Source organism: Microbacterium faecale (assembly GCF_014640975.1).
GTDB lineage: Bacteria > Actinomycetota > Actinomycetes > Actinomycetales > Microbacteriaceae > Microbacterium > Microbacterium faecale.
Map to the genome: position 1 here is coordinate 839693 of NZ_BMHO01000001.1, position 20041 is coordinate 859733.

19 protein-coding genes are annotated in these 20041 nt (G+C 66.8%); all 19 read left to right on the top strand.

Annotation, left to right across the window (positions count from 1 at the left end; all coding sequences use genetic code 11):
- Window positions 1-73 precede the first annotated feature (73 nt).
- A complete protein-coding gene (locus IEW87_RS03810; protein WP_229730916.1) occupies window positions 74-1075 on the top strand; it encodes an alcohol dehydrogenase catalytic domain-containing protein in 1002 nt (333 codons plus the stop codon).
- A complete protein-coding gene (locus tag IEW87_RS03815; protein ID WP_188710969.1) occupies window positions 1072-1728 on the top strand; it encodes a DUF2291 family protein in 657 nt (218 codons plus the stop codon). The genes IEW87_RS03810 and IEW87_RS03815 overlap by 4 nt, the downstream gene beginning before the upstream one ends.
- A 2-nt stretch (window positions 1729-1730) precedes the next feature.
- Complete coding sequence (locus tag IEW87_RS03820) at window positions 1731-3242, top strand: sugar ABC transporter ATP-binding protein (RefSeq protein WP_188710970.1); 1512 nt, start codon at window positions 1731-1733, stop codon at window positions 3240-3242.
- Window positions 3243-3261: 19 nt separating this feature from the next.
- A complete protein-coding gene (locus IEW87_RS03825) occupies window positions 3262-4380 on the top strand; it encodes an ABC transporter permease (RefSeq protein ID WP_188710971.1) in 1119 nt (372 codons plus the stop codon).
- 55 nt (window positions 4381-4435) lie between these two features.
- Window positions 4436-5440, top strand: a complete 1005-nt coding sequence (locus IEW87_RS03830; RefSeq protein WP_188710972.1) for a D-ribose ABC transporter substrate-binding protein — start codon at window positions 4436-4438, stop codon at window positions 5438-5440.
- Between the two features lie 96 nt (window positions 5441-5536).
- The gene (locus tag IEW87_RS03835; RefSeq protein WP_188710973.1) at window positions 5537-6367 is read left to right on the top strand and encodes a DeoR/GlpR family DNA-binding transcription regulator; all 831 of its coding nucleotides are present in this window, start codon (window positions 5537-5539) and stop codon (window positions 6365-6367) included.
- A 46-nt stretch (window positions 6368-6413) separates the two neighbouring features.
- Complete coding sequence (locus tag IEW87_RS03840; RefSeq protein ID WP_188710974.1) at window positions 6414-7424, top strand: LacI family DNA-binding transcriptional regulator; 1011 nt, start codon at window positions 6414-6416, stop codon at window positions 7422-7424.
- Between the two features lie 88 nt (window positions 7425-7512).
- Complete coding sequence (gene dctP / locus IEW87_RS03845) at window positions 7513-8544, top strand: TRAP transporter substrate-binding protein DctP (protein ID WP_188710975.1); 1032 nt, start codon at window positions 7513-7515, stop codon at window positions 8542-8544.
- Complete coding sequence (locus tag IEW87_RS03850) at window positions 8544-9053, top strand: TRAP transporter small permease (protein WP_229731170.1); 510 nt, start codon at window positions 8544-8546, stop codon at window positions 9051-9053. The genes dctP and IEW87_RS03850 overlap by 1 nt, the downstream gene beginning before the upstream one ends.
- Window positions 9053-10333 (top strand): TRAP transporter large permease, encoded by a 1281-nt coding sequence (locus IEW87_RS03855; RefSeq protein WP_188710977.1) that lies wholly within the window; start codon window positions 9053-9055, stop codon window positions 10331-10333. Before IEW87_RS03850 ends, IEW87_RS03855 begins: the two co-directional genes overlap by 1 nt.
- A gap of 102 nt (window positions 10334-10435) precedes the next feature.
- On the top strand, window positions 10436-11629 hold the full coding sequence (locus tag IEW87_RS03860) for a CaiB/BaiF CoA transferase family protein (RefSeq protein ID WP_188710978.1): 1194 nt from the start codon (window positions 10436-10438) through the stop codon (window positions 11627-11629).
- On the top strand, window positions 11626-12753 hold the full coding sequence (locus IEW87_RS03865) for an ABC transporter substrate-binding protein (protein ID WP_188710979.1): 1128 nt from the start codon (window positions 11626-11628) through the stop codon (window positions 12751-12753). The genes IEW87_RS03860 and IEW87_RS03865 overlap by 4 nt, the downstream gene beginning before the upstream one ends.
- A gap of 1 nt (window position 12754) precedes the next feature.
- Window positions 12755-13213: a MaoC family dehydratase gene (locus IEW87_RS03870; RefSeq protein ID WP_229730918.1), complete on the top strand. Its 459-nt coding sequence runs from the start codon at window positions 12755-12757 to the stop codon at window positions 13211-13213.
- Window positions 13214-13227: 14 nt separating this feature from the next.
- The gene (locus IEW87_RS03875) at window positions 13228-14088 is read left to right on the top strand and encodes an amidohydrolase family protein (RefSeq protein ID WP_188710980.1); all 861 of its coding nucleotides are present in this window, start codon (window positions 13228-13230) and stop codon (window positions 14086-14088) included.
- Window positions 14089-14234: 146 nt separating this feature from the next.
- A complete protein-coding gene (locus IEW87_RS03880) occupies window positions 14235-15551 on the top strand; it encodes an ABC transporter substrate-binding protein (RefSeq protein ID WP_188710981.1) in 1317 nt (438 codons plus the stop codon).
- Window positions 15552-15558: 7 nt separating this feature from the next.
- Window positions 15559-16512: a carbohydrate ABC transporter permease gene (locus IEW87_RS03885; protein WP_188710982.1), complete on the top strand. Its 954-nt coding sequence runs from the start codon at window positions 15559-15561 to the stop codon at window positions 16510-16512.
- Window positions 16509-17432, top strand: coding sequence for a carbohydrate ABC transporter permease (locus IEW87_RS03890; protein WP_188710983.1), 924 nt, complete (start codon window positions 16509-16511; stop codon window positions 17430-17432). The genes IEW87_RS03885 and IEW87_RS03890 overlap by 4 nt, the downstream gene beginning before the upstream one ends.
- On the top strand, window positions 17429-18523 hold the full coding sequence (locus tag IEW87_RS03895; protein WP_229730920.1) for a Gfo/Idh/MocA family protein: 1095 nt from the start codon (window positions 17429-17431) through the stop codon (window positions 18521-18523). The genes IEW87_RS03890 and IEW87_RS03895 overlap by 4 nt, the downstream gene beginning before the upstream one ends.
- Window positions 18524-18648: 125 nt before the next feature.
- Entirely contained in the window at window positions 18649-19950 is a 1302-nt protein-coding gene (locus IEW87_RS03900) for an MFS transporter (RefSeq protein WP_188710984.1), read from the top strand.
- Window positions 19951-20041: the final 91 nt, after the last annotated feature.

The window sequence follows — 20041 nt, forward strand, 5'->3', positions numbered from 1 at the left end:
GCGGGGCGATGCGAGCCCCGCGCCCGACGCGAACGGAGCAATGATGCGTGCAGTCGCTTTTCAAGATCAGGGAGTGCTTGCCCTCGAAGAACGGTCGAGACCCACACCCGGCTACAAGGAGATCCTCATCGAGACCGCCGCGGTCGGGATCTGCGGCACGGACACGCACGTCTTCGACGGCGAGTTCGAAGGAACGGTCTTCCCCCTCGTGCCCGGTCACGAGGCGACGGGGACGATCGTGGAGCTCGGCGAGGGCGTCAACGACGGCGTCTTCGACTTCCGGGTCGGCGACAAGGTGGCGGTGAACCCGAGCACCACGTGCGGCGAGTGCGAGCAGTGCCTCAACGGACACCAGAACCTGTGTCCGAAGTGGAACGGCCTCGGCGTCGTCGCATCCGACGGTGCCGCGCAGCAGTTCTTCACGGCGCCCTCGACGAACGTCTTCCGCCTGCAGCCCGAGACGGACATCTTCGAGGCAGCACTCATCGAGCCGCTCGCCTGCGCGATCCGCGGCTGGGACGTGCTGCCGCGCCGCATGGGCGATCACGTTCTCGTCTACGGCGCCGGCACCATGGGCCTGCTCATGGCGCAGCTCGCCCACCGCGCGGGAGCGGCGACCGTGACGATCGTCGACCTCAACGCGGACCGGCTCACGACGGCGGCCGAGTGCGGCATCGAGCTGCGCTACACGAACGCCGATGACGCCGACCGCGACAAGTGGGACGTCGTGATCGACTGCACCGGAAACATCCGCGCGATCGAAGACGGGCTCACCCGCGTCAAGCCGGCCGGGTACTTCCAGGACTTCGGCGTCGCCCCCGCCGACAAGACGGCGCAGTTCTCGCCGTTCCGCATCTACCGTGACGAGATCTCGATCGTCGGCACGATGGCGGTCCTCAACTCGTTCGGTCGTGCGGTCGAGATGTTCGAGGCCGGTGCGATCAACGCGCGGGCGATGATCAGCCACTCGTTCACGCTCGACGACTACGCCGAGGCGCTCGAGATGTTCCGCCGCGGCGAGGGCCGCAAGCTGCAGATCCGCCCGAACGACACCGAGTCGCGGGTGCTTCTGTGAGCGGCGTCGCGGCGCCTGCGAGGCGCAAAGGTCTCGGCAAGGGCGCGAAGCGGGGGATCCTCGCGGCCGTGATCGTCGCGGCGATCGCGTTCGTCGCGATCGGCACCCGCGTCGTTCCGTACGGTGCGGAGCTGCCGGGCGCCGAAGAGGGATTCAACGCCGAGACCTACGGCGCCGAGAACTTCCCGGCCGTACAGGAAGCGGTCGTGGAGCGCGCGGCCGACGCCGAGACGCTCGCGGCGGCCATCGCCGACGACCAGGAGGCGGCCGTCGGCGAGTACGCGGTCGAGAGCTCGGGCGGCCCCGTCTTCAGCGTCACGGTGACGGGCACCTTCGGCGAAGCATCCTCCGGCATCTACGACCTGCAGGTCGAGGGGCTCGGCGACGACCTCACAGTGCGCGTCCAGACCGGCCCGGCCATCAACGGCACCGAGCTGCGTGACGCCTCCGGCGAGATCACCTTCGGTGAGTTCACCAACCAGATCGACTACCAGAACGCGGCGGCGGCGCTCAACAACGAGATGAAGGTCGCGGTGCTCGAGGGCATCGACACCGAGAACCTCGAGGGCAAGACCGCCACGATCACGGGCGCCTTCACGCTCATCAACCCGCAGGCGTGGCTTCTCACGCCGGTTGAGCTCGAGGTGGGGTGAGTATGGCTACCGATGAGGTCGTCCTCGAAGCGCGCGACATCGTCAAGAACTACGGCGGCACGCGTGCGCTCAAGGGCGTGAACTTCTCGATCCGCTCGGGCACCGTCACCACGCTGTTCGGTGAGAACGGCGCTGGCAAGTCGACGCTCATGAAGATTCTCTCCGGTGTCGAGCAGCCCACGTCCGGTGAGATCCTGCTCGGCGGCGAGCCGGTCGCGTTCTCGTCGACGATCGAGGCCGCCGAACACGGCATCTCGATCATTCACCAGGAGCTCAGCCTCGCGCCGAACCTCACGGTGCGGGACAACATCTTCATGGGTCGCGAGATCATGCGGCCGTTCGGCGGCGTCGACTATGCGGAGGAGGCGCGTCAGACGCGTGCGCTTCTGCAGGAGATGAACCTCGCGATCGAACCCGACACGTACGTCTCGGACCTCCGCGTCGGGCAGCAGCAGATCATCGAGATCGCGCGTGCGCTCTCGGTGAACTCGCGCATCCTCATCATGGATGAGCCGACGTCCGCGCTCGCCGCGGCCGAGGTCGAGACCCTGTTCGGGATCATCCGGGAACTGCTCGCGCGCGGCGTCGCCATCGTCTACATCTCTCACCACCTCGAAGAGGCGCTCGAGATCACCGACCACGCGGTCGTGCTGCGCGACGGATCCATGACGGCGCGCGCCGAGCGAGAGGACATCGACCTCGCGTGGATCGTGCGCAACATGGTCGGCGACAACTTCGATCTCGGCTCGCCGCCCGAGGGGTACGAGTTCGGCGATCCGGTGCTGACCGTCGACGGCGTGACCGTGCTCGATCCCGACAACCCTGAGCGCGCGGTCGTGAAGGACCTCGACCTCGAGGTGCGCGCGGGCGAGATCGTCTGCATCTACGGACTCATGGGCGCCGGCCGCACGGAGCTGCTTGAGACGATCGCCGGCCGCGGTCGTGTCGAGCGGGGCGAGATCCTGCTCGACGGACGTTCGATCCTCGGCGACTCGATCGCAGAACGGATCGAGCACGGCGTCGGCCTCGTGCCGGAGGACCGGCAGCGCGACGGGCTCGTGCAGACGTTCTCGGTGGGTCGGAACCTCACGCTCGCGAGTCTCGACGACTCGATGACGCGCGGAAGCCTCTCTCCGCGCAAGGAGCGGGCGCGGGCGAAGGAGCTCATCGACGCCGTCACGGTCAAGACCCCCGGTCCCGACCTCAACATCGGCGGCCTGTCGGGCGGAAACCAGCAGAAGGTCGTGATCGGCAAGATCGTCGCGACGGATCCCCGGCTCATCCTGCTCGACGAACCGAGTCGCGGCATCGACGTCGGCGCGAAGGCGGAGGTGTTCCGGCTGCTGTCGGAGCGCGCGCGCCGCGGCGTCGGCGTCGTCTACACGACGAGCGAGGTCGGCGAATGCCTCAGCATCGCGCACCGCATCATCGTGATGAGTCGCGGGCAGATCTCGGCAGAGTTCGGGCCGGACGCAACCAAGGACATGATCATGGCCGCCTCGGGCGAGGCCTGACCTTCGGACGGAAAAGACAATGACGACGACAACCAGTGCCATTCTCGAGAACCGGAAGAAGTTCTCCATCACGAAGCTGCTGCTCGAGGGTCGCGCGTTCCTCGCGCTGGTCCTGATCATCGTGGTGTTCTCGCTCATCTCGCCGAACTACCTGACGTGGAACAACCTCCTCATCATGACGAGCCACGTGGCGATCTACGCGCTGCTCGGGCTCGGGATGCTTCTCGTGATCCTCAACGGCGGCATCGACCTGTCGGTGGGGTCGACCCTCGCCTTCTCGGCGGTGATCGCCGGCTTCATGCTGCGAGGGGTTCCCCTCGATCTGTTCGGGGTGACCATCTACCCGAGCGTGCCGGTCACGGTGCTGATCGCCTGCGGAGTTGGAGCGCTCGCCGGGTTGGTCAACGGGATCCTCGTGGCGAAATTCAAGATCGCGCCATTCGTGGCGACGCTCGGCATGCTCTACGTCGTGCGCGGCCTCGCGCTGCTCATGACCGGCGGCCTGACGATCAACAACCTCTCGGGACGCGAGGAGCTCGGCAACACCGGGTTCGAGTGGCTCGGGTTCAACCGCATCTTCGGTGTGCCGGTCGGCGTGATCGTGATGATCATCGTGGCGATCGTGCTCGGCGTCGTGCTGAGTCGCTCGAAGTTCGGTCGCTGGCTGTACGCGTCGGGTGGCAACGAGCGTGCCGCCGAGCTGAGCGGCGTGCCGACGACCCGCGTCAAGATCTGGGTGTACGTCGTCTCGGGACTGTGCGCCGCGATCGCCGGCCTTGTGCTCGCCTCCACCCTCACGAGTGCCGACCCGAACGCGGGCAACACCTACGAGCTGACGGCGATCGCGACGGTCGTCATTGGCGGCGCCGCCCTCACCGGCGGTCGTGGCAATGTGCGCGGCACGCTCCTCGGCGCGTTCGTGATCGGCTTCCTCGCGGACGGCCTCGTGATCGTGGGCGTCTCGGCCTACTGGCAGATGGTCTTCATGGGTGCGGTGATCGTCGTCGCGGTGCTCCTGAACACGTTGCAGTACGGGCGTCGCAGCCGTCCCGGATCGACCAAGAGCCGTCGGGACAAGAACGAGAAAGACCCCGCCGTGACCGGTCAGGCGACCGGGACGGGCTCTGCGGAGTCCTGAGCGGCGCATCCGGCACCGATGAACGTTGCTGGAACATCAAGAAAGGACACATCACATGTTGCGTAAGAAGACACTCGGTGCCCTCCTCGCGGCGGGTGCCCTCGCTTTCGCGCTGACGGCGTGCGGATCCGGTGGATCCGAAGCCCCGGCTGAGGGCGGCGGCGACGAGTCGAACGGCGGCGGCGAGGCCGGTGGCCTCATCACGATCATCGTCAACGACCCGGCCAACCCGTACTGGAAGACCGAGGGCGACCTCGCGTCGGCCAAGGCGGAAGAGCTCGGCTACGAGGCCACCGTCGGCGCTCACGAGGGCGACACGAACACCGAGAACACGCTGATCGACACCGCGATCGCGAACGACTCGGTGGCGATCATCCTCGACCCCGCCAACGCTGATGGTTCGGTCGGCGCGGTCAAGAAGGCCGACGAGGCCGGGATCCCGGTGTTCCTCGTGAACGCCGAGATCAACGAGTCGGGCATCGCGAAGGCGCAGCTCGTCTCGAACAACGCCCAGGGCGCGGCCCTCGGCGCGCAGGAGTACGTCAAGCAGATGGAGGAGTCGGGTACCTACGTCGAGCTCTTCGGCGCACCGAGCGACAACAACGCGCAGACCCGCTCGAACGGCTTCGAGACCGTGATCTCGCAGTACCCCGAGCTCGAGAAGGTCGGCCAGGAGGTCGCCAATTGGGACCGCACGGAGGGCCACAACAAGGCGCAGGCGCTCATGCAGGCCAACCCTGACATCGCTGGCGTGCTCGCGGGCAACGACGAGATGGCGCTCGGCGCGATCGCGGCGCTCAAGGAGGCCGGCAAGCTCGACGGTGTCGTCGTCGGCGGCTTCGACGGCGCCCCGGACGCGGTCGAAGCCGTGAAGAACGGTGAGATGGCGTACACGGTGCTGCAGCCGGTCGCGCAGTTCTCCGAGCTCGCGGTCGAGATGGCCGACGAGTTCATCACGACGGGTGAGGCGCCCGAGACGGAGAAGCAGGCGATCGATTGCATCCTGATCACGCCCGATAACGTCGACAACATGGTGTCGCCCTTCGTCTACGAGGAGTGACACCACCGGCGTCCCGTGTCGGGCGCGATGAGGCGGTCATCGTATCGCCTCATCGCCGCCGGGCACGGGACGCCCACACTGACGACCGGAGGGACGATGACAGCAGCGGACGAGGCGATGGCGCCCGAGACCGGGGCGTCGCGACAGGAGCGACAGACCGACCGGCGCAACGCCATCACGGAAGCCGTCATGACCGCGGGGTCGATTCGGATCACCGAGCTCGCCGAGCGCTTCGAGATCAGCACGATGACGGTGCACCGGGATCTCGACGAGCTCGAGTCGCGCGGGCTGCTGCGAAAGAACCGCGGCGTCGCCACGGCGCTGTCGACGGTGCTCGTCGAATCGAGCGATGTCTACCGCGCGAGCCGCGAGCTGCCGGCGAAGCGCGCGCTCGCCGCGGCCGCGCTCGACTTCATCGAGCCGGGCCAGGCGATCATGCTCGACGACTCGACGACGACCCTCCATCTCGTGCCGCACCTGCACGAGAAGCGTCCGCTCACCGTGATCACGAACACGCTCACGGTGATGAATGAGCTGCGCTCGGTGACCGGCATCACGCTGCTCGGCCTCGGCGGTCAGTACTACAACTGGTGCAGCGCATACATGGGCCGGATCACCACCGCGGCGATCGCCGGCCTGCGCGCCGACGTGCTCGTCATGTCTACCTCGGCGATCACGGACGGCGTCGCGTTCCATCAGACGATGGAGACCGTTGATGTGAAGCGAGCGATGTTCGATGCCGCAAGCAAGCGGATCCTGCTCGCCGACCACACGAAGTTCGACAAGCGCGCGCTGCACGCGATGCAGCCACTCGCCGACTTCGACGCCGTCATCGTCGACGCCGCCACCGACAAGCGCCACGTCGCAGATCTCCGGCAGAGCGGCGTCAACGTCGTGATCGCACCGCGCTCCCGCGCCGCGGGGTGAGGCCTTCCTGTCCAGTCGGCCGCGCTCGCGTCGCTAGGATCGGCGCATGGCCACCCTGAGCGACGTCGCTGCGCGCGCCGGTGTTTCTGTCTCCGCGGTGTCACGGGTGTTGAGCAACGCGCCGGAAACTCGCGTGAGCGAGGAGACTCGTGATCGGATCCGTCGCGCCGCGCGCGACCTCGGCTATCGCCCGAACTCGGCTGGGCGGGCGCTCCGCTCGGCGCGCTCGAACGTCGTCGCACTCATCGTGCCCGACCTCATGAACGCGCTCTTCGTCGAGCTCGTGCGCGGGGTCGAGGATGCGGCGATCGACCAGGACTACCTCGTGCTCATGGGGCGCACGGAGGACATCGAGCCCGGCGGTGAACGGGCGCACAAGCTGCTCGGCGAGGGCCGCGTCGACGCGCTGCTCCTGCAGCCGGGCGACAAGCCGCTCCCGCTGGAATCGCTCGGCGGTTTTGCTAACTCGCGCCCGGTGATCCGTCTGAACTCCGTCGGTGAGGATGAGCCGGGATCCGCGACGATGCCGGACGAGGTGGGCGCGCGCGTCGCCACTCGCCACCTCATCGATCTCGGGCATGAGCGGATCGCGTTCGCGAACGGCATCTCTGAGAGTTACACGGCCGAGCGGCGCGCGCGCGGGTTTCGTGCTGCAATGGGCGCGGCCGGGATCACGGTCGATGAGGCGCTCGTGACGGCCTACGGCTACACACCGAGTGACGGCGAGCGCGCGGCCGCACAGCTGCTCGCGGCCACGCCGCGTCCGACCGCGATCTTCGTCGCCAACGTCAACGCCGCGGTCGGCCTGCTCGCGTATGCGCGAAAGGCGGGGGTGCAGGTGCCGCGCGACCTGGCGGTCGTCGCACTCCACGACTCGTGGACCGCCGCCAACACGTGGCCGCCGCTCACCACCGTCACGATGCCGTCGTACGAGCTCGGGCGGCGCGCGTTCGACGAGGTGCACCGCAGGATCCTCGGCGAGGAGCCATCGAACATCCGCGTCGATGACCCGCCACCGCGCCTCATTGTGCGCGAGTCGACAGTGCCGCTGCGGTAGCGGGACTGTCGCTTGTGATCGGCTGGTCGAGTGTGCATACTAGGATGAGCAAACGTTTGAGCAACGATCGGTTCGAAGGAGAACGCTTATGTCCCCTCATCGTGGAATCAGTGCGGTTGCGCTCGGCGGAGTGGCGTTGCTCGCCCTCACTGCCTGCGTCGGTGGCCAGGTCGAGCGTGACGATGCACCGGCGGGCGACACCTCGGGTGCCGACGCGGACGCGCGCGTGCTGCGCTTCGCGCACGTCTACGAGCCGACGCACGCGTTCGAGCGATGCGCGATCCCCGCGGTGCAGGATGCGCTGTCCGGTTCCGGTATCCAGATCGAGTCATATCCTTCTGCGCAGCTCGGAAGCGAGGCAGAAGTCCTCGAGCAGGTTGCTTCCGGCAGTCTCGACGTCGCGATGGCCGGCGCCGCCTTCCTTGGCACCTGGTACGAGGACGCGGCGGTTCTCGACGCACCGTATCTCTTCGACGACGTCGACAGCTTCCTCGCGAACAAGGACTCCGACGCGATCCAGGCTGTGTGGGAGGGCTTGCGCGAGAAATCCGGCCTCGCCGTCGAGTCCAGCTGGTACTTCGGTACCCGGCATGTCTCGGCGAACAAGCCGGTCCGGGAACCGTCCGACCTCGCGGGCATTAAGCTCCGGACGCCGGACGCGCCACTGTACATCCTCGGAGTCGAGGAGATGGGCGGAACTGCGACGCCGATGGTGCTCGACGAGGTGTATACCGGGCTCCAGCAGGGGGCGATCGATGGCCAGGAAGCACCGATCCCCAGTTTCGAGTCGCTCGGATTCGCGGAGGTTCAGGATTATGTGAGCCTGACCGGCCACATCGTGCAGGCGTCGAACGTCGTCACGAGCGAGGACGTGCTCGCATCGTTCTCCGATGACGAGCGTGCCGCGTGGGACGCTGCGCTCGTGGCCGGTTCGGCTGCCGCACAGGAGTGCATCGTCGAAGACGAAGAGCAGATCGTCGCGACCTGGGCGGACGAGGGTACGGTCGAGGTGATCGAGGACGTGAATACCGACGCCTTCGCCGAAGCCGTCCGCTCTGCGCTTCCCGAGCAGGTCTCGTTCGGTGAGCTCTACACCGACATCGTGGAATCGCAGAAGTGATGCAACGCGCTCTGCGCACGATCGCTCTCGTTGAGAAGGCTCTCGCGTGTGTGCTGATCGTCGCGTTGCTCGTTGCTGTGATCGTGCAGGTGGTGAGCCGCTACGTCTTCAGTTCCCCGATCCCATGGACGGAAGAAGCCGCGAGGTTTCTCCTCATCTGGATGACGCTCATCGCCGCCGCCTACGTGATGTCCGAGCGTTTGCACGTCTCAGTGGACATCGTCGTGGCCAAGTTGGGGAGGCGCGCTACCGCCGTCGTCGACACGATTGCCACGCTCATCGTCGTGGCTGGCGCTGCGGTCCTCACGGTCGCAGGCGTCACGCTCATGCGTGACACGGCGGCTCTGTCCGCGCCGGCGACATCTCTGCCCATGCCGGTCGTGTACGCGGCAGGTGTCGTCGGCTTCGCACTCATCGCGCTGCATGGCATCGGGAACATCGTGCAGAACATCACCGACCCGGAGAGCATCCCCGGCGGCATGGACAACCTCGAGAAGGAAGGGCTCTGATGACGCTCATCCTGATGGTCGTCGGGGTCCTCGTCCTGCTCGCCGTCCGCGTGCCTGTCGCGATCGCTCTCCTGGTGCCGTCGATGGTCTACATCGCCGTGACGCCAGGCGTATCGATGGACGTCGCCATGCAGCAGACGCTTTCGGGCGTGAACAGCTTCCCGATCCTCGCGGTGCCGCTTTTCATCCTGCTCGGAAATCTCGCGAACGACTCTGGCATCACCGACCGAATGTACGCGGCGGCCGTCGCCTTCCTGGGACACTTCCGCGGCAGCCTCGGGTACGTCAACATCGCGACGAGCTTCGGCTTCTCGTGGATGAGCGGTGCGGCGATCGCCGATGCTGCGGCAATGGGGCGCATGCAGGTGCCCCAGATGGTCAAGCGCGGCTACCCCGCCGGATTCAGCGTCGGGCTCACAGGTGCATCGAGCCTCGTCGCGCCGATCATCCCGCCGTCGATCGCTGCAATTGTGTACGCCGTCACGGCGGGGCTCTCGGTCGGCGCGCTCTTCCTCGTCGGTCTGGTTCCGGCGCTGCTGCTCATCGTGGCGCTGTGCATCACGGTGTGGTGGCGGCTGCGCAAGCGGGACGACCTCCGCGGCGAGCGCACGGGATGGGGCGAGCGGATGCGATCGCTCCTGGGTGCGCTGCCGCCTGCCGGTGCCGCAGTCGTCATTCTCGGAAGCATCCTGCTTGGCATGGCGACGCCAACGGAGGCGGCAGGCCTCGGCGTCGTCTATGTGCTCACCCTGTCGATCGTCTACCGGAAATTCACATGGAAGAGTGTCATCAAGAGCCTGGTGCAGACGGCGCAGACGTCTGGATCCGTCCTGTTGATCGTCGCAACGGCGGCATTGTTCGGGTGGGTGTTGGCGCGTGAGCGCGCCCCACAAGCCGCCGCGGACGCTCTCCTCGGCATCACGACGTATACCGTCGTGTTCCTCATTATCGTGAACGTCCTCCTGTTGATCGTCGGGGCGCTCCTCGAATCGACGTCGGCGATCCTCATTCTCGTACCCGTCCTCGCGCCGGTGGCCGAGACGTTCGGCGTGCACCCGTTCCACTTCGCGGCCATCGTGATCTTCAACCTGTTGCTCGGCTTGCTCACGCCTCCTGTCGGCATGGTGCTGTTCGTCCTGTCCTCGACGACCGGTTACAAGGTGAGCACGATCATTCGGGGCGTCGTGCCGTTCTACGTGCCGATGCTTGCTGTCCTGCTCCTGATCACGTTCTTTCCGGCCATCAGCACCACGTTGCCGCTCATGCTCGGGTACGCATGACGCGCGGCGTTGACCTTAACTGAGAGAAGAGACATGATTGATCAATCGATTGCGCACGACGCTCGCAATCACCCGTACGAACCTCGAAGAGGAGACGCAGAGATGCCGGACGACATCGACCGACCGCTCGAGGGGATCCTCGTGCTCGACTTCAGCCAGTTCCTTGCGGGACCTGTCGCTGCGATGCGACTGGCCGACCTCGGTGCCCGCGTCATCAAAATTGAACGACCCGGATCCGGCGACATCGGCCGCACACTCGCGTTCGCAGGCAGTGTCGCCGACGAGGAGACGGTCTCGTTCCACGCGATGAACCGCAACAAGGAAGGCATGACAGCCGACCTGAAGAACCCGGCGGATCTGGAGCGCGTGAAGGACCTCGTGCGCCATGCCGACGTGATCGTGCAGAACTTCCGACCCGGCGTGATGGAGCGCATCGGCCTCGACTACGAGACCGTGAAGGAGATCAACCCTGGCCTCATCTACGCGAGTGCGAGCGGCTTCGGCAATACGGGGCCGTGGAAGGACCGACCGGGCCAGGACCTCCTCGCGCAGTCGATGTCCGGTCTGCCGTGGCTCAACGGATCCCGCGAGCACGGCCCCGTTCCGGTGGGCCTCTCGATCGCCGACCACCTCACGAGCTGCCACATCGCGCAGGGGGTCACAGCGCTGCTCGTCCGTCGCGCCCGCACGGGACGCGGAGGGCTGGTCGAGACGAGCCTGCTCGAGTCGATGCTCGATCTGCAGTTCGAGCTGCTGAGCGTGCACCTGAACGACCCGTCGATCACCGTCCGTCGCGGCGGCGAGCAGTCGGCGCACGCGTTCCTCGCCGCCCCGTACGGCACGTACCCGACGGCGGACGGGCACATTGCGCTGGCCATGAACCCGCTTCCGAAACTCGCGGAGCTGCTCGAGATCGACGAACTTCGCGCGTACACGGAGGAAGATGCGTGGTCGAAGCGCAGTGCCGCCGAAGAACTGCTCGCGACGCGCCTCGCGACCGCGCCGACGGAGCACTGGCTCCGTGTCCTCGACGCAGCCGACGTCTGGTGCGCGCCCGTGCTGACACTTGAGGAGCTCGTCGCGCACGACGGCTTCTCCGCGATCGACATGGTGCAGAGCATCGACCGCGATGCCGCACTCACGCGCGACGGGCAGTCGATGTCGCTCAAGACGACACGCAGTCCGATCCGCGTCGACGGGCGTCCCCTCGTGAGCGCGACACCGTCGCCCAAGCTCGGCCAGCACGACGCCGAGCTCCGCGAGGAGTTCGGCTGGTCGGACGAGGCCTCGGCATGACGACGCTCCGCGGGATCACGTGGGACCACCCGCGTGGCTACGACTGCCTCGTCGCGGCGTCGGCCGAGTACGCCCGGCAGACCGGCGTGACCGTGACGTGGCAGAAGCATCCGCTGAGCGCGTTCGAGGGCGCGCCCATCGAAGAGCTGGCGGCCGACTACGACCTCCTGGTGATGGACCACCCGCACATCCCGGAGGCGGTCGAGAAGGGCGCGCTCGCCGCACTCGACGGGCACGGATTCGACGACGAACTCGCCGCGCTCGCGTCGCAGTCGGTCGGCCCGTCGCACGACACCTACGCGTATCGCGGCCACCAGTACGGTCTCGCCACCGACTCGGCGGCGCAGGTCGCGGTCTATCGACCGGATCTGCTCCCCGAGCCGCCGCGTGACTGGGACGGCGTCTTCGAGCTGGCCCGGGAGGGTCGCGTGCTCTGGCCCGCACATCCCGTTCACGCGCTGTCGAGCCTCGTCACGTTGACCGGCAATGCCGGTGCGCCGCCGGCAAGTGACCCCGGGTCCTTTCTCGACGAGGAGTTCGCCGGCGCCGCGCTGGAGCGCATGCACGCACTCGCCGAGCTCGTGCCGGAGGCGAACCTTGCGCAGAACCCCATCGACATCGCGGAAGAGCTGAGCGCAACCGATCGGTACGCGTACGCGCCACTCATCTACGGGTACGTGAACTACTCGCGCCCCGGATTCCGTCGACACCGACTGCAGTTCATCGACATCCCGCGTGGCCCCGCTGGGGTGGCCGGTTCGCAGATCGGCGGCGCGGGTATCGCGGTCTCCGCGACCGCGAGCGACGTCGACGCGGGTCGGGCGTTCGCGCTCTGGCTCGCGTCGCCTGACGTGCAGCGCGGCGTCTATTACGACAACGGCGGGCAGCCCGGGTATGGCGCCGCGTGGGAAGACGAACGACTGAACGAGGACTCTCTCGACTTCTTCCGCGGCACGCGGCAGACGCTCGAAGGTGCGAGCATCCGCCCGCGCTTCGCCGGATGGCCGGCATTCCAGAACCAGGCATCGGTATGGACGAATCAGGCGCTTCGCCGCGACATCAGTGATGGTGAACTGTTCCGCCTCCTGCGCGAGGGCGCCGCAGAACTGCTAGTGGAGGACTGACATGCGCACGATGGATCGATTCTTCGAGGACTACGAGGTCGGTGAGCGGCGCGTCACGACCGGACGCACGATCACCGAGGCTGACATCGTCCTACACGCGGGGCAGACGGGAGACTTTTTCCCCCACCACATGGACAAGGAATGGGCCGCGACGCAGCCGTTCAAGAAGCGCATCGCACACGGCACGCTCATCATGTCTGTCGCTGTCGGGCAGACGGCTGGAGACATCAATCCGCAGTCGATGAGCTACGGGTACGACCGCGTGCGCTTCATTGCCCCGGTCTTCATCGACGACACGATCACGGTGACGGCCGAGATCACCGAGAAGCGGGATCATAAGAAGCGCCCCGAGGATTTCGGTTACGTCGACGAACTCGTCAGCGTCGTGAACCAGGACGGCGACACGGTGCTCGTGCTCACGCACGTCTATCTCGTCAACAAGCGCGGCAGCGACGACTGAATGGAGAAGCTTCCATGACAACCCCGATCATCGATGCACACCAGCACGTGTGGGACCCCGCTCGTGGCGACTACGGGTGGCTCGCGGGTGAGCCCGACTCGATCAACAGGGCGTTCACGCTCGAAGAGCTGCTCCCGGAGCTGCGCGCCGCCGGAGTCGACCGCGTCGTCCAGGTGCAGTCGGCGGATCACGTCCAGGACACCGAGCTGATGCTCGAGTCCGCGGCGCGGCACGAGGAGGTGGCCGCGATCGTCGCGTACGCACCGCTCGGTCGCCCTGACGATGCCGCGCGCATAGTCGAGTCCTGGCGGGGCAACTCGCTCATGGTCGGCGTGCGGAACCTCATCCACAACATGCCGGACCCGAGTTGGCTGCTGCGTCCTGAGGTGGACGAGGGGCTCGGGATCCTCGAGCGCGCCGGGCTGACGTTCGATCTCGTGTCGGTGCTGCCGCGCCACCTCGAGCTCGTGCCGATCATCTCGGAGCGTCACCCCGACCTGCGCATCGTGATAGATCACCTGTCCAAGCCGCCGATCGGTGCGGAGGAGCGCGAGCCGTGGTGGAGCCTCATCGGAGCGGCCGCTGAGAACCCGAACGTGTTCGGGAAGGTCAGTGGGCTCTACCCCTCTGTCGGCGATCCCGCGGGAGGGACGAGCGATCTGGTCGCCCCGTTCTTCGACCGCGCGCTCGAGCTTTTCGGGTCCGAACGTCTGATGTATGGCGGCGATTGGCCGATCTCCGTGGTGGCCGGCGGGTACACGCGCGTCTGGCAGACACTGCAGCCGCTCTTCAACACCCTGGGCACGCGGGACCGGGAGCGGGTGCTCGGGGGTACGGCTGCCGAGTTCTACCGCATCGATACATCGAGGCTGTGATGGCCAGTTAGACTCGATTCGATAAACATCGGACCAATTAGCGCTCAATCGATTGACGCAAGCGTGACGCGTTCGCTAGCGTTTCGCAGGCTGGCATCGCGGCCGCCGCGACCCGAACGCGGCACCCGTACTCAAAGGAGAGTCAAATGACGAAGAAGCTCATGGCGGCGGGCGGGACGACCCTCGTCGCCGCCCTCGCACTCGCAGGGTGCGCTGGAGGAGGATCTCAGGGCGGAGACCCGCCCGCGCAGACCGACTCGGGTGGACCGATCACCGTGTGGGTGGACCCGCCCCGCGTGCCCGCGGCTGAGGCCTTCACAGAAGCTCACCCGGACATCGAGATCGAGATCACCCAGATCGACGGCACCGTCGGCGGACAGACCGTGCGCCAGGCGTTCGCCAACTTCGACACTGCCGGCGAGGGATGGCCCGACGCCATCTTCTTCCCGACGAACGACGACATCGCGTGGGCGACGAGCTCGACGAGCAACTATGCGGCCGATCTCACCGACCTGATGTCGGAAGTCATCGAGGGGTACGACGAAGCGGTCCTTTCGTTCTGCGAGATCGACGGGCAGATCCGGTGCCTGCGCAACGACGCGGCCCCCGATGTGCTCTGGTACGACGAGGTGTTCTTCGAGGAGAACGGCTACGAGGTCCCCACCACATGGGAGGGCTACGCCGATCTCGCCGTGACGATCGCGGAGGAGCACCCCGGGAAGATCTCGGGCATGCTCGGCGACGCTTACGCCGTCAACCGCTACCTGCAGGCGGCGAACTGCCCGACCAACGAACGCGTCAGCGAGACCGAGGCGCGCATCGACCTCTCGGCCGAGGGCTGCGGCAAGATGGTCGACCTGCTGAGCCAGATGCAGGAGGCGGACGCGCTGTCGAACCAGGGCATCTTCGACGGCGACGCCGCCGAGGCCGGTCAGAACATGGTCATGAGCCCGGGCGCCGCCTGGTGGGGCAACTACCTCTACCGCGACACGTGGGGCGTCGAAGCCGGACGCATCAGCGCGACCACGCCGCTCGCCTGGGAAGGCGACTCGGAGCCGACCACAGGCAATGAGGGCGGCGGCCTCTGGGGTCTGTCGTCGCACATCACGGGCGAGCAGCTCGAGAACGCGATCACGTTCCTCGAGTTCGTCGCGACGGATCCGGCGTGGCAGGTCGAGCTGTCGACCGGTCTACCCGGCTACGGACCGGTCCAGGATGAGTGGCTCGAGCAGGTCGCCACGGACGACTACTTCGCTGACATCGAGGGAAGCCAGACGGCCTTCAAGGAGTCGCTGGGATATGTCGCGCCGTACGACTACATGATGTACGACACCGGATCCGTGTGGACCCAGACCGTGCCGCCGACGCTGATCGGCGGCGGCAGCATCGAGGATGCGATCGCCGCCTTCGGCGAGGAGCTGACCAACCAGGCCGAGTCTGTCGGTTACACCATCACGCAGTAAGGCGGATATGTCGCACACCACGACCCTGCTGACGGGGAAGAGTCGCGCCCCGTTCGGCCCGATGCGCACCCGGCGCGCCGAGGCTCTCGGTGCCTGGACGCTGCTCGTGCCGTACACGCTGCTCTTCCTCGTCGGCGCCGCGATCCCGATCGGCTATGCCTTCGTCACCGCGTTGCAGAAGGCGCCGACGCCCGTCGACCCGACGGGCGGCTTCGGCGGCCTGCAGTCGTTCGTGACGGTGTTCACCGATCACCGGTTCTGGAACACGTTCCAGAACATCTTCGTGGTGATGATCATCTGGCTGCCGATCATGGTGCTCGGCATCGTGGGGCTCGCGCTGCTCCTGCACGCGAGCCCCAGCCGCTTCGGCGGGGCGATGCGGTTCATCTACTACATCCCCGGCGCGCTCGGCGGCATCGCCAACTTCGTGCTGTGGGTGTACCTGATCGACCCGCAGCGCTCGCCGATCGCGTTCCTCTGGCAGGGCATGGGGGCGAACTCTTTTAAAGAGGTGATCACGGCGGGCAACATGCCGGGGATCCTCACCGCGATGCTCTTCTTCCAGGGCGTCGGCACCTGGATCATCGTGGTCAACGGAGGGCTCAACGGCATCTCCGAGGAGGTGCTGGAGGCGGCCAGGCTCGACGGCGCGAACGCGTGGCAGCTCGCGTGGAACGTCAAGCTGCCGATCATCCGCCCGTGGATCGGATACGCCGCGCTCATGAACGTCGCGTACGGTTTCCAGCTGTTCCTCGAGCCGTACCTTCTGCGGCAGATCTCGTCCGGCGCCGTCTCCCCGGAGTGGGCGCCGACGCAGCTCGGATACGCGTTCGCGTTCACCAACCGCGACTTCCCCGCTGCCGCTGCGATGTCGATCGTGCTGCTCGCGATCACCCTCGCCATCGGATGGGTCATCGTGCGCAAGAGCGGCATGTTCGGTGACGAGAAGGAGACCGCATGAGCGCCCCCGCCTACAAGGGATCGGCCTCCGCGACGGCCGGCCGCGTCGGACGCATCGTCACAATGCTCGTGGTTGCGGCCTTCTTCCTGCTCCCGATCCTTGGGTTCATCTCGCTCATCTTCCGCAGCGAGGAGGGGCTCAACTCGGGTGAGGCGGGCCTGTTCGGGCTCGGCGGGATGTCCATCGACAACCTCCTCTACAGCTGGAACGAGTTGTCGAAGTTCGGTCCGGGCGGCGGCGGGGTGTTCCAACGCTGGCTGATGAACTCGATCGCCGTTGGCGTGGGTGGCACGGTGCTCGCGGTCGTCGCCGCGATCCCGGCCGGCTACGCGTTCGCGCGGCTGCGGTTCCGCTTCCGCAAGGCGTTCCTGTTCATCACGCTGCTTGCGATGGTGATGCCGAACACGGTGCTCGTGATTCCGATCTTCCTCGAGGTCAACGCCATCGGTGCGATCGGCCAGCTGTGGCCGGTCGCGGTCATCATGGGCTTCTATCCGTTCGGTGTGTACCTGGCGTACATCCACTTCATGACGACCATGCCGCACGAGCTCGTCGAGGCGGCGCGCATCGACGGCCTCGGCGAGGTGGCGACGTTCTTCCAGATCGGTGTGCCGCTCGCGAAGCAGGCGATCGCGCTCGTGGCGTTCTTCTCGTTCGTCGCGAACTGGATCAACTTCTTCCTGCCGCTCGCCCTGCTGACCTCGAACCAGCAGAACAAGCTGATCTCGATCGGGATCCAGGAACTGATCGGCGCGAGCCCGATGTTCAACGCGACGGTTGCCGCGGGCCTCGACGTGAAGCTCTACCTGCCGCAGTTGGCGCTCGCGACAGTGGTCTCGATGCTGCCGTTGCTGGCGATGTTCCTCGGAGCGCAGCGGTTCCTGATCAAGGGCCAGACGGTCGGAGCGGTGAAGGGATGATGAGGTCGGAGCGCACGATGCCGGCCGCCTACGACGGCGGTCGGCCCACGGATCCGCGCCCGATCGTGATCGTCGGGGCGGGCGGCATCGTGCGTGATGCGCACCTGCCGGCGTACCGCAAGGCGGGCTTCCCGGTGTGGGGGATCGTCGACATCGCGACGGAGAAGGCCGAGGCGCTCGCCGCCGAGTACGGGATCGAGAACGTGTTCGCCTCGGTGCGCGACGCCGTGACGCACGCGCCCTCGGACGCGGTGTACGACCTCGCGCTCATGCCCGAGCACGTGCCCGACGCGCTCGAGGCGCTGCCGCGCGGGTCCGCCGTGCTGATCCAGAAGCCGCTCGGCCACAGCCTCGAGCAGGGGATCGCGCTGCGTGACGCATGCCGCCGGCGCGACCTCGTCGCAGCGGTCAACACACAGTTGCGGTTCGCGCCGTACATCGCCGAGGCGCGACGGCTGATCGCGGCGGGCGAGATCGGCGAGGTGTACGATTTCGACCTGCGGGTGACGGTGGAGACGCCGTGGCACATGTTCCCGCAGGTGTTCGGGCAGGAACGACTCGAGTTCACGATGCACTCGGTGCACTACATGGACCTCGCCCGCTCGTTCTTCGGAGACCCGGACGGCGTGAGCGCGACGACCGTTCGGCACCCGGAGAAGCCGGACGTCGCGACGACGCGGTCCAGCGTCATCATGCGCTACCGCGACCGACCGCTGCGCGTCGTGATCGGCACGAATCACGACCATGACTTCGGGCCGCGGCATCAGGAGAGCTTCGTCCGCTGGGAAGGGACGCGGGGCGCGATCCGTGCGCGCATGGGGTTGCTCATGGACTACCCCGAAGGTGTTCCCGACGCGCTCGAGATCGCGCGGCACGGCGACCGCGAGTGGACGCCGATTCCGTTCACCGGATCCTGGTTCCCGGACGCCTTCATCGACTCGATGGGCGTGCTGCAGCGGTTCGTCGCGGGGGAGATCCCCGAGCTTCCGACGTCGGTCGACGACGTCCTGCGGACGATGGCAGTCGTCGAGGCCGCTTACCGATCCGAGGACGTCGAGGGCGTGGATCCGAACCCTGAGGGAATCGCGTAACGCGACCGTCCGGGGATCCGTAGGGTGCGGTCGTGTATAGTCTCGCAACGGTGCGTGAATCGTTTCATTAATCTCATGACGATCACGCGGACTACCCCCTCACGACGGAAAGATTTCGGGCACACATGGTACGCATCGGCGCGAAGAAGACCACGGGCTGGAAGGCGACAATCGCGGTCGCCATGTCCAACTACATCGAATCGGGATCGATCATCGCGATCGCGACGTCGATGGTGTTCTGGATGCAGGAGTTCGGATTCGACAGCGCATTCCAGGGCCTGCTTGCGGCGCTGAGCGCGAACGCCTTCGGCGCGGCGATCGGTGCGATCATCGGCGGCCCGCTCTGCGACCGCTACGGCCGCAAGTTCATCTACACCTATGACCTGATCCTCTACATGGTCGGCGTGCTCATCGCGGCGTTCGCCATGGATCAGTGGATGCTGCTCGGCGCGTTCATCATCACCGGCATCGCCGTGGGCGCGGGCGTGCCCGCTTCGTGGACCTATATCGCCGAAGAGGCACCGAGCGACCGCCGTGCCGCGCACGTCGGGACGGCGCAACTCGCGTGGTCCGTCGGGCCGGCGATCGGATTCCTCCTCGCCGCGTTCCTCGCGCCGGCGGGCCTGATGGGGTCGCGCATCATCTTCCTGCACCTGTTCGTCGTCGCGTTCATCACCTGGTGGGTGCGCCGCGGCCTCGAGGAGTCGAAGAGCTGGAAGGACACGCAGACGATCCGCACGCAGCAGGGCGCGAAGGCGGCTGCCGGCCGCGGGTTCAAGGCCCTGCTCACTCGCAAGCAGAACCTGCTCGCGATCCTCTTCCTCATCGGCGTGTACTCGTTCTGGAACACCGTCGCCGGCCAGGCAGGCATGTTCATGCCCGACGTCTACCGCGCGTCGGGTCTCACGGACCCCGCGCAGCAGTACTTCCTGCAGTCGTTCCTGTGGGGCATGACGGTGGTTGGCACCTTCGTCTTCATGGCGCTCGGCGACCGCATGTCGCGCCGCCTGCTGTACTTCATCGGCGCTGCGCTCGGCATCGCCGGCTGGGTCGTGCTCGTCTACGTGCCGAATGGCACGCCGACCCTCTTCGGCTTCGCGATTCTCTGGGGCTTCGCCGCTGGCATCGGAGCGCAGGCGTTCTACGGACTCTGGACGGCCGAGCTGTTCGCTACGCAGTACCGCGCGTCGGCCCAGGGCCTGCTGTTCTTCACCGCCCGCATCATGGTCGGCGTGCTCAGCTACGGCTTCCCCGTGTGGCTCGAGACGCTGGGGCTCCCGACGCTCGGCGGCATCCTCATCGCAATCCTCGCCGTGTCGCTGGTCGTGGGCACCGTCTGGGCGCCGGACACCCAGGGCAAGTCGCTCGAGGAGATCGAGAACGAGCGCTACGGCACCGTGAAGGACGACACTCTCACACCCGCGTAACGCACACACTCGGCGCCCTCCCCCTCGTGCGGGGGAGGGCGCCGAGGCGTTCCGATGGCGCGTCGCGAGTGCGCTTGCGCCCTTTGAACGC

Coding starts and splice junctions, on each gene's coding strand:
- IEW87_RS03820 (WP_188710970.1), top strand. CDS start 1,731: ATGGCTACCGATGAGGTCGTCCTCGAAGCGCGCGACATCGTCAAGAAC.
- IEW87_RS03825 (WP_188710971.1), top strand. CDS start 3,262: ATGACGACGACAACCAGTGCCATTCTCGAGAACCGGAAGAAGTTCTCC.
- IEW87_RS03830 (WP_188710972.1), top strand. CDS start 4,436: ATGTTGCGTAAGAAGACACTCGGTGCCCTCCTCGCGGCGGGTGCCCTC.
- IEW87_RS03835 (WP_188710973.1), top strand. CDS start 5,537: ATGACAGCAGCGGACGAGGCGATGGCGCCCGAGACCGGGGCGTCGCGA.
- IEW87_RS03840 (WP_188710974.1), top strand. CDS start 6,414: ATGGCCACCCTGAGCGACGTCGCTGCGCGCGCCGGTGTTTCTGTCTCC.
- dctP (WP_188710975.1), top strand. CDS start 7,513: ATGTCCCCTCATCGTGGAATCAGTGCGGTTGCGCTCGGCGGAGTGGCG.
- IEW87_RS03850 (WP_229731170.1), top strand. CDS start 8,544: ATGCAACGCGCTCTGCGCACGATCGCTCTCGTTGAGAAGGCTCTCGCG.
- IEW87_RS03855 (WP_188710977.1), top strand. CDS start 9,053: ATGACGCTCATCCTGATGGTCGTCGGGGTCCTCGTCCTGCTCGCCGTC.
- IEW87_RS03860 (WP_188710978.1), top strand. CDS start 10,436: ATGCCGGACGACATCGACCGACCGCTCGAGGGGATCCTCGTGCTCGAC.
- IEW87_RS03865 (WP_188710979.1), top strand. CDS start 11,626: ATGACGACGCTCCGCGGGATCACGTGGGACCACCCGCGTGGCTACGAC.
- IEW87_RS03870 (WP_229730918.1), top strand. CDS start 12,755: ATGCGCACGATGGATCGATTCTTCGAGGACTACGAGGTCGGTGAGCGG.
- IEW87_RS03875 (WP_188710980.1), top strand. CDS start 13,228: ATGACAACCCCGATCATCGATGCACACCAGCACGTGTGGGACCCCGCT.
- IEW87_RS03880 (WP_188710981.1), top strand. CDS start 14,235: ATGACGAAGAAGCTCATGGCGGCGGGCGGGACGACCCTCGTCGCCGCC.
- IEW87_RS03885 (WP_188710982.1), top strand. CDS start 15,559: ATGTCGCACACCACGACCCTGCTGACGGGGAAGAGTCGCGCCCCGTTC.
- IEW87_RS03890 (WP_188710983.1), top strand. CDS start 16,509: ATGAGCGCCCCCGCCTACAAGGGATCGGCCTCCGCGACGGCCGGCCGC.
- IEW87_RS03895 (WP_229730920.1), top strand. CDS start 17,429: ATGATGAGGTCGGAGCGCACGATGCCGGCCGCCTACGACGGCGGTCGG.
- IEW87_RS03900 (WP_188710984.1), top strand. CDS start 18,649: ATGGTACGCATCGGCGCGAAGAAGACCACGGGCTGGAAGGCGACAATC.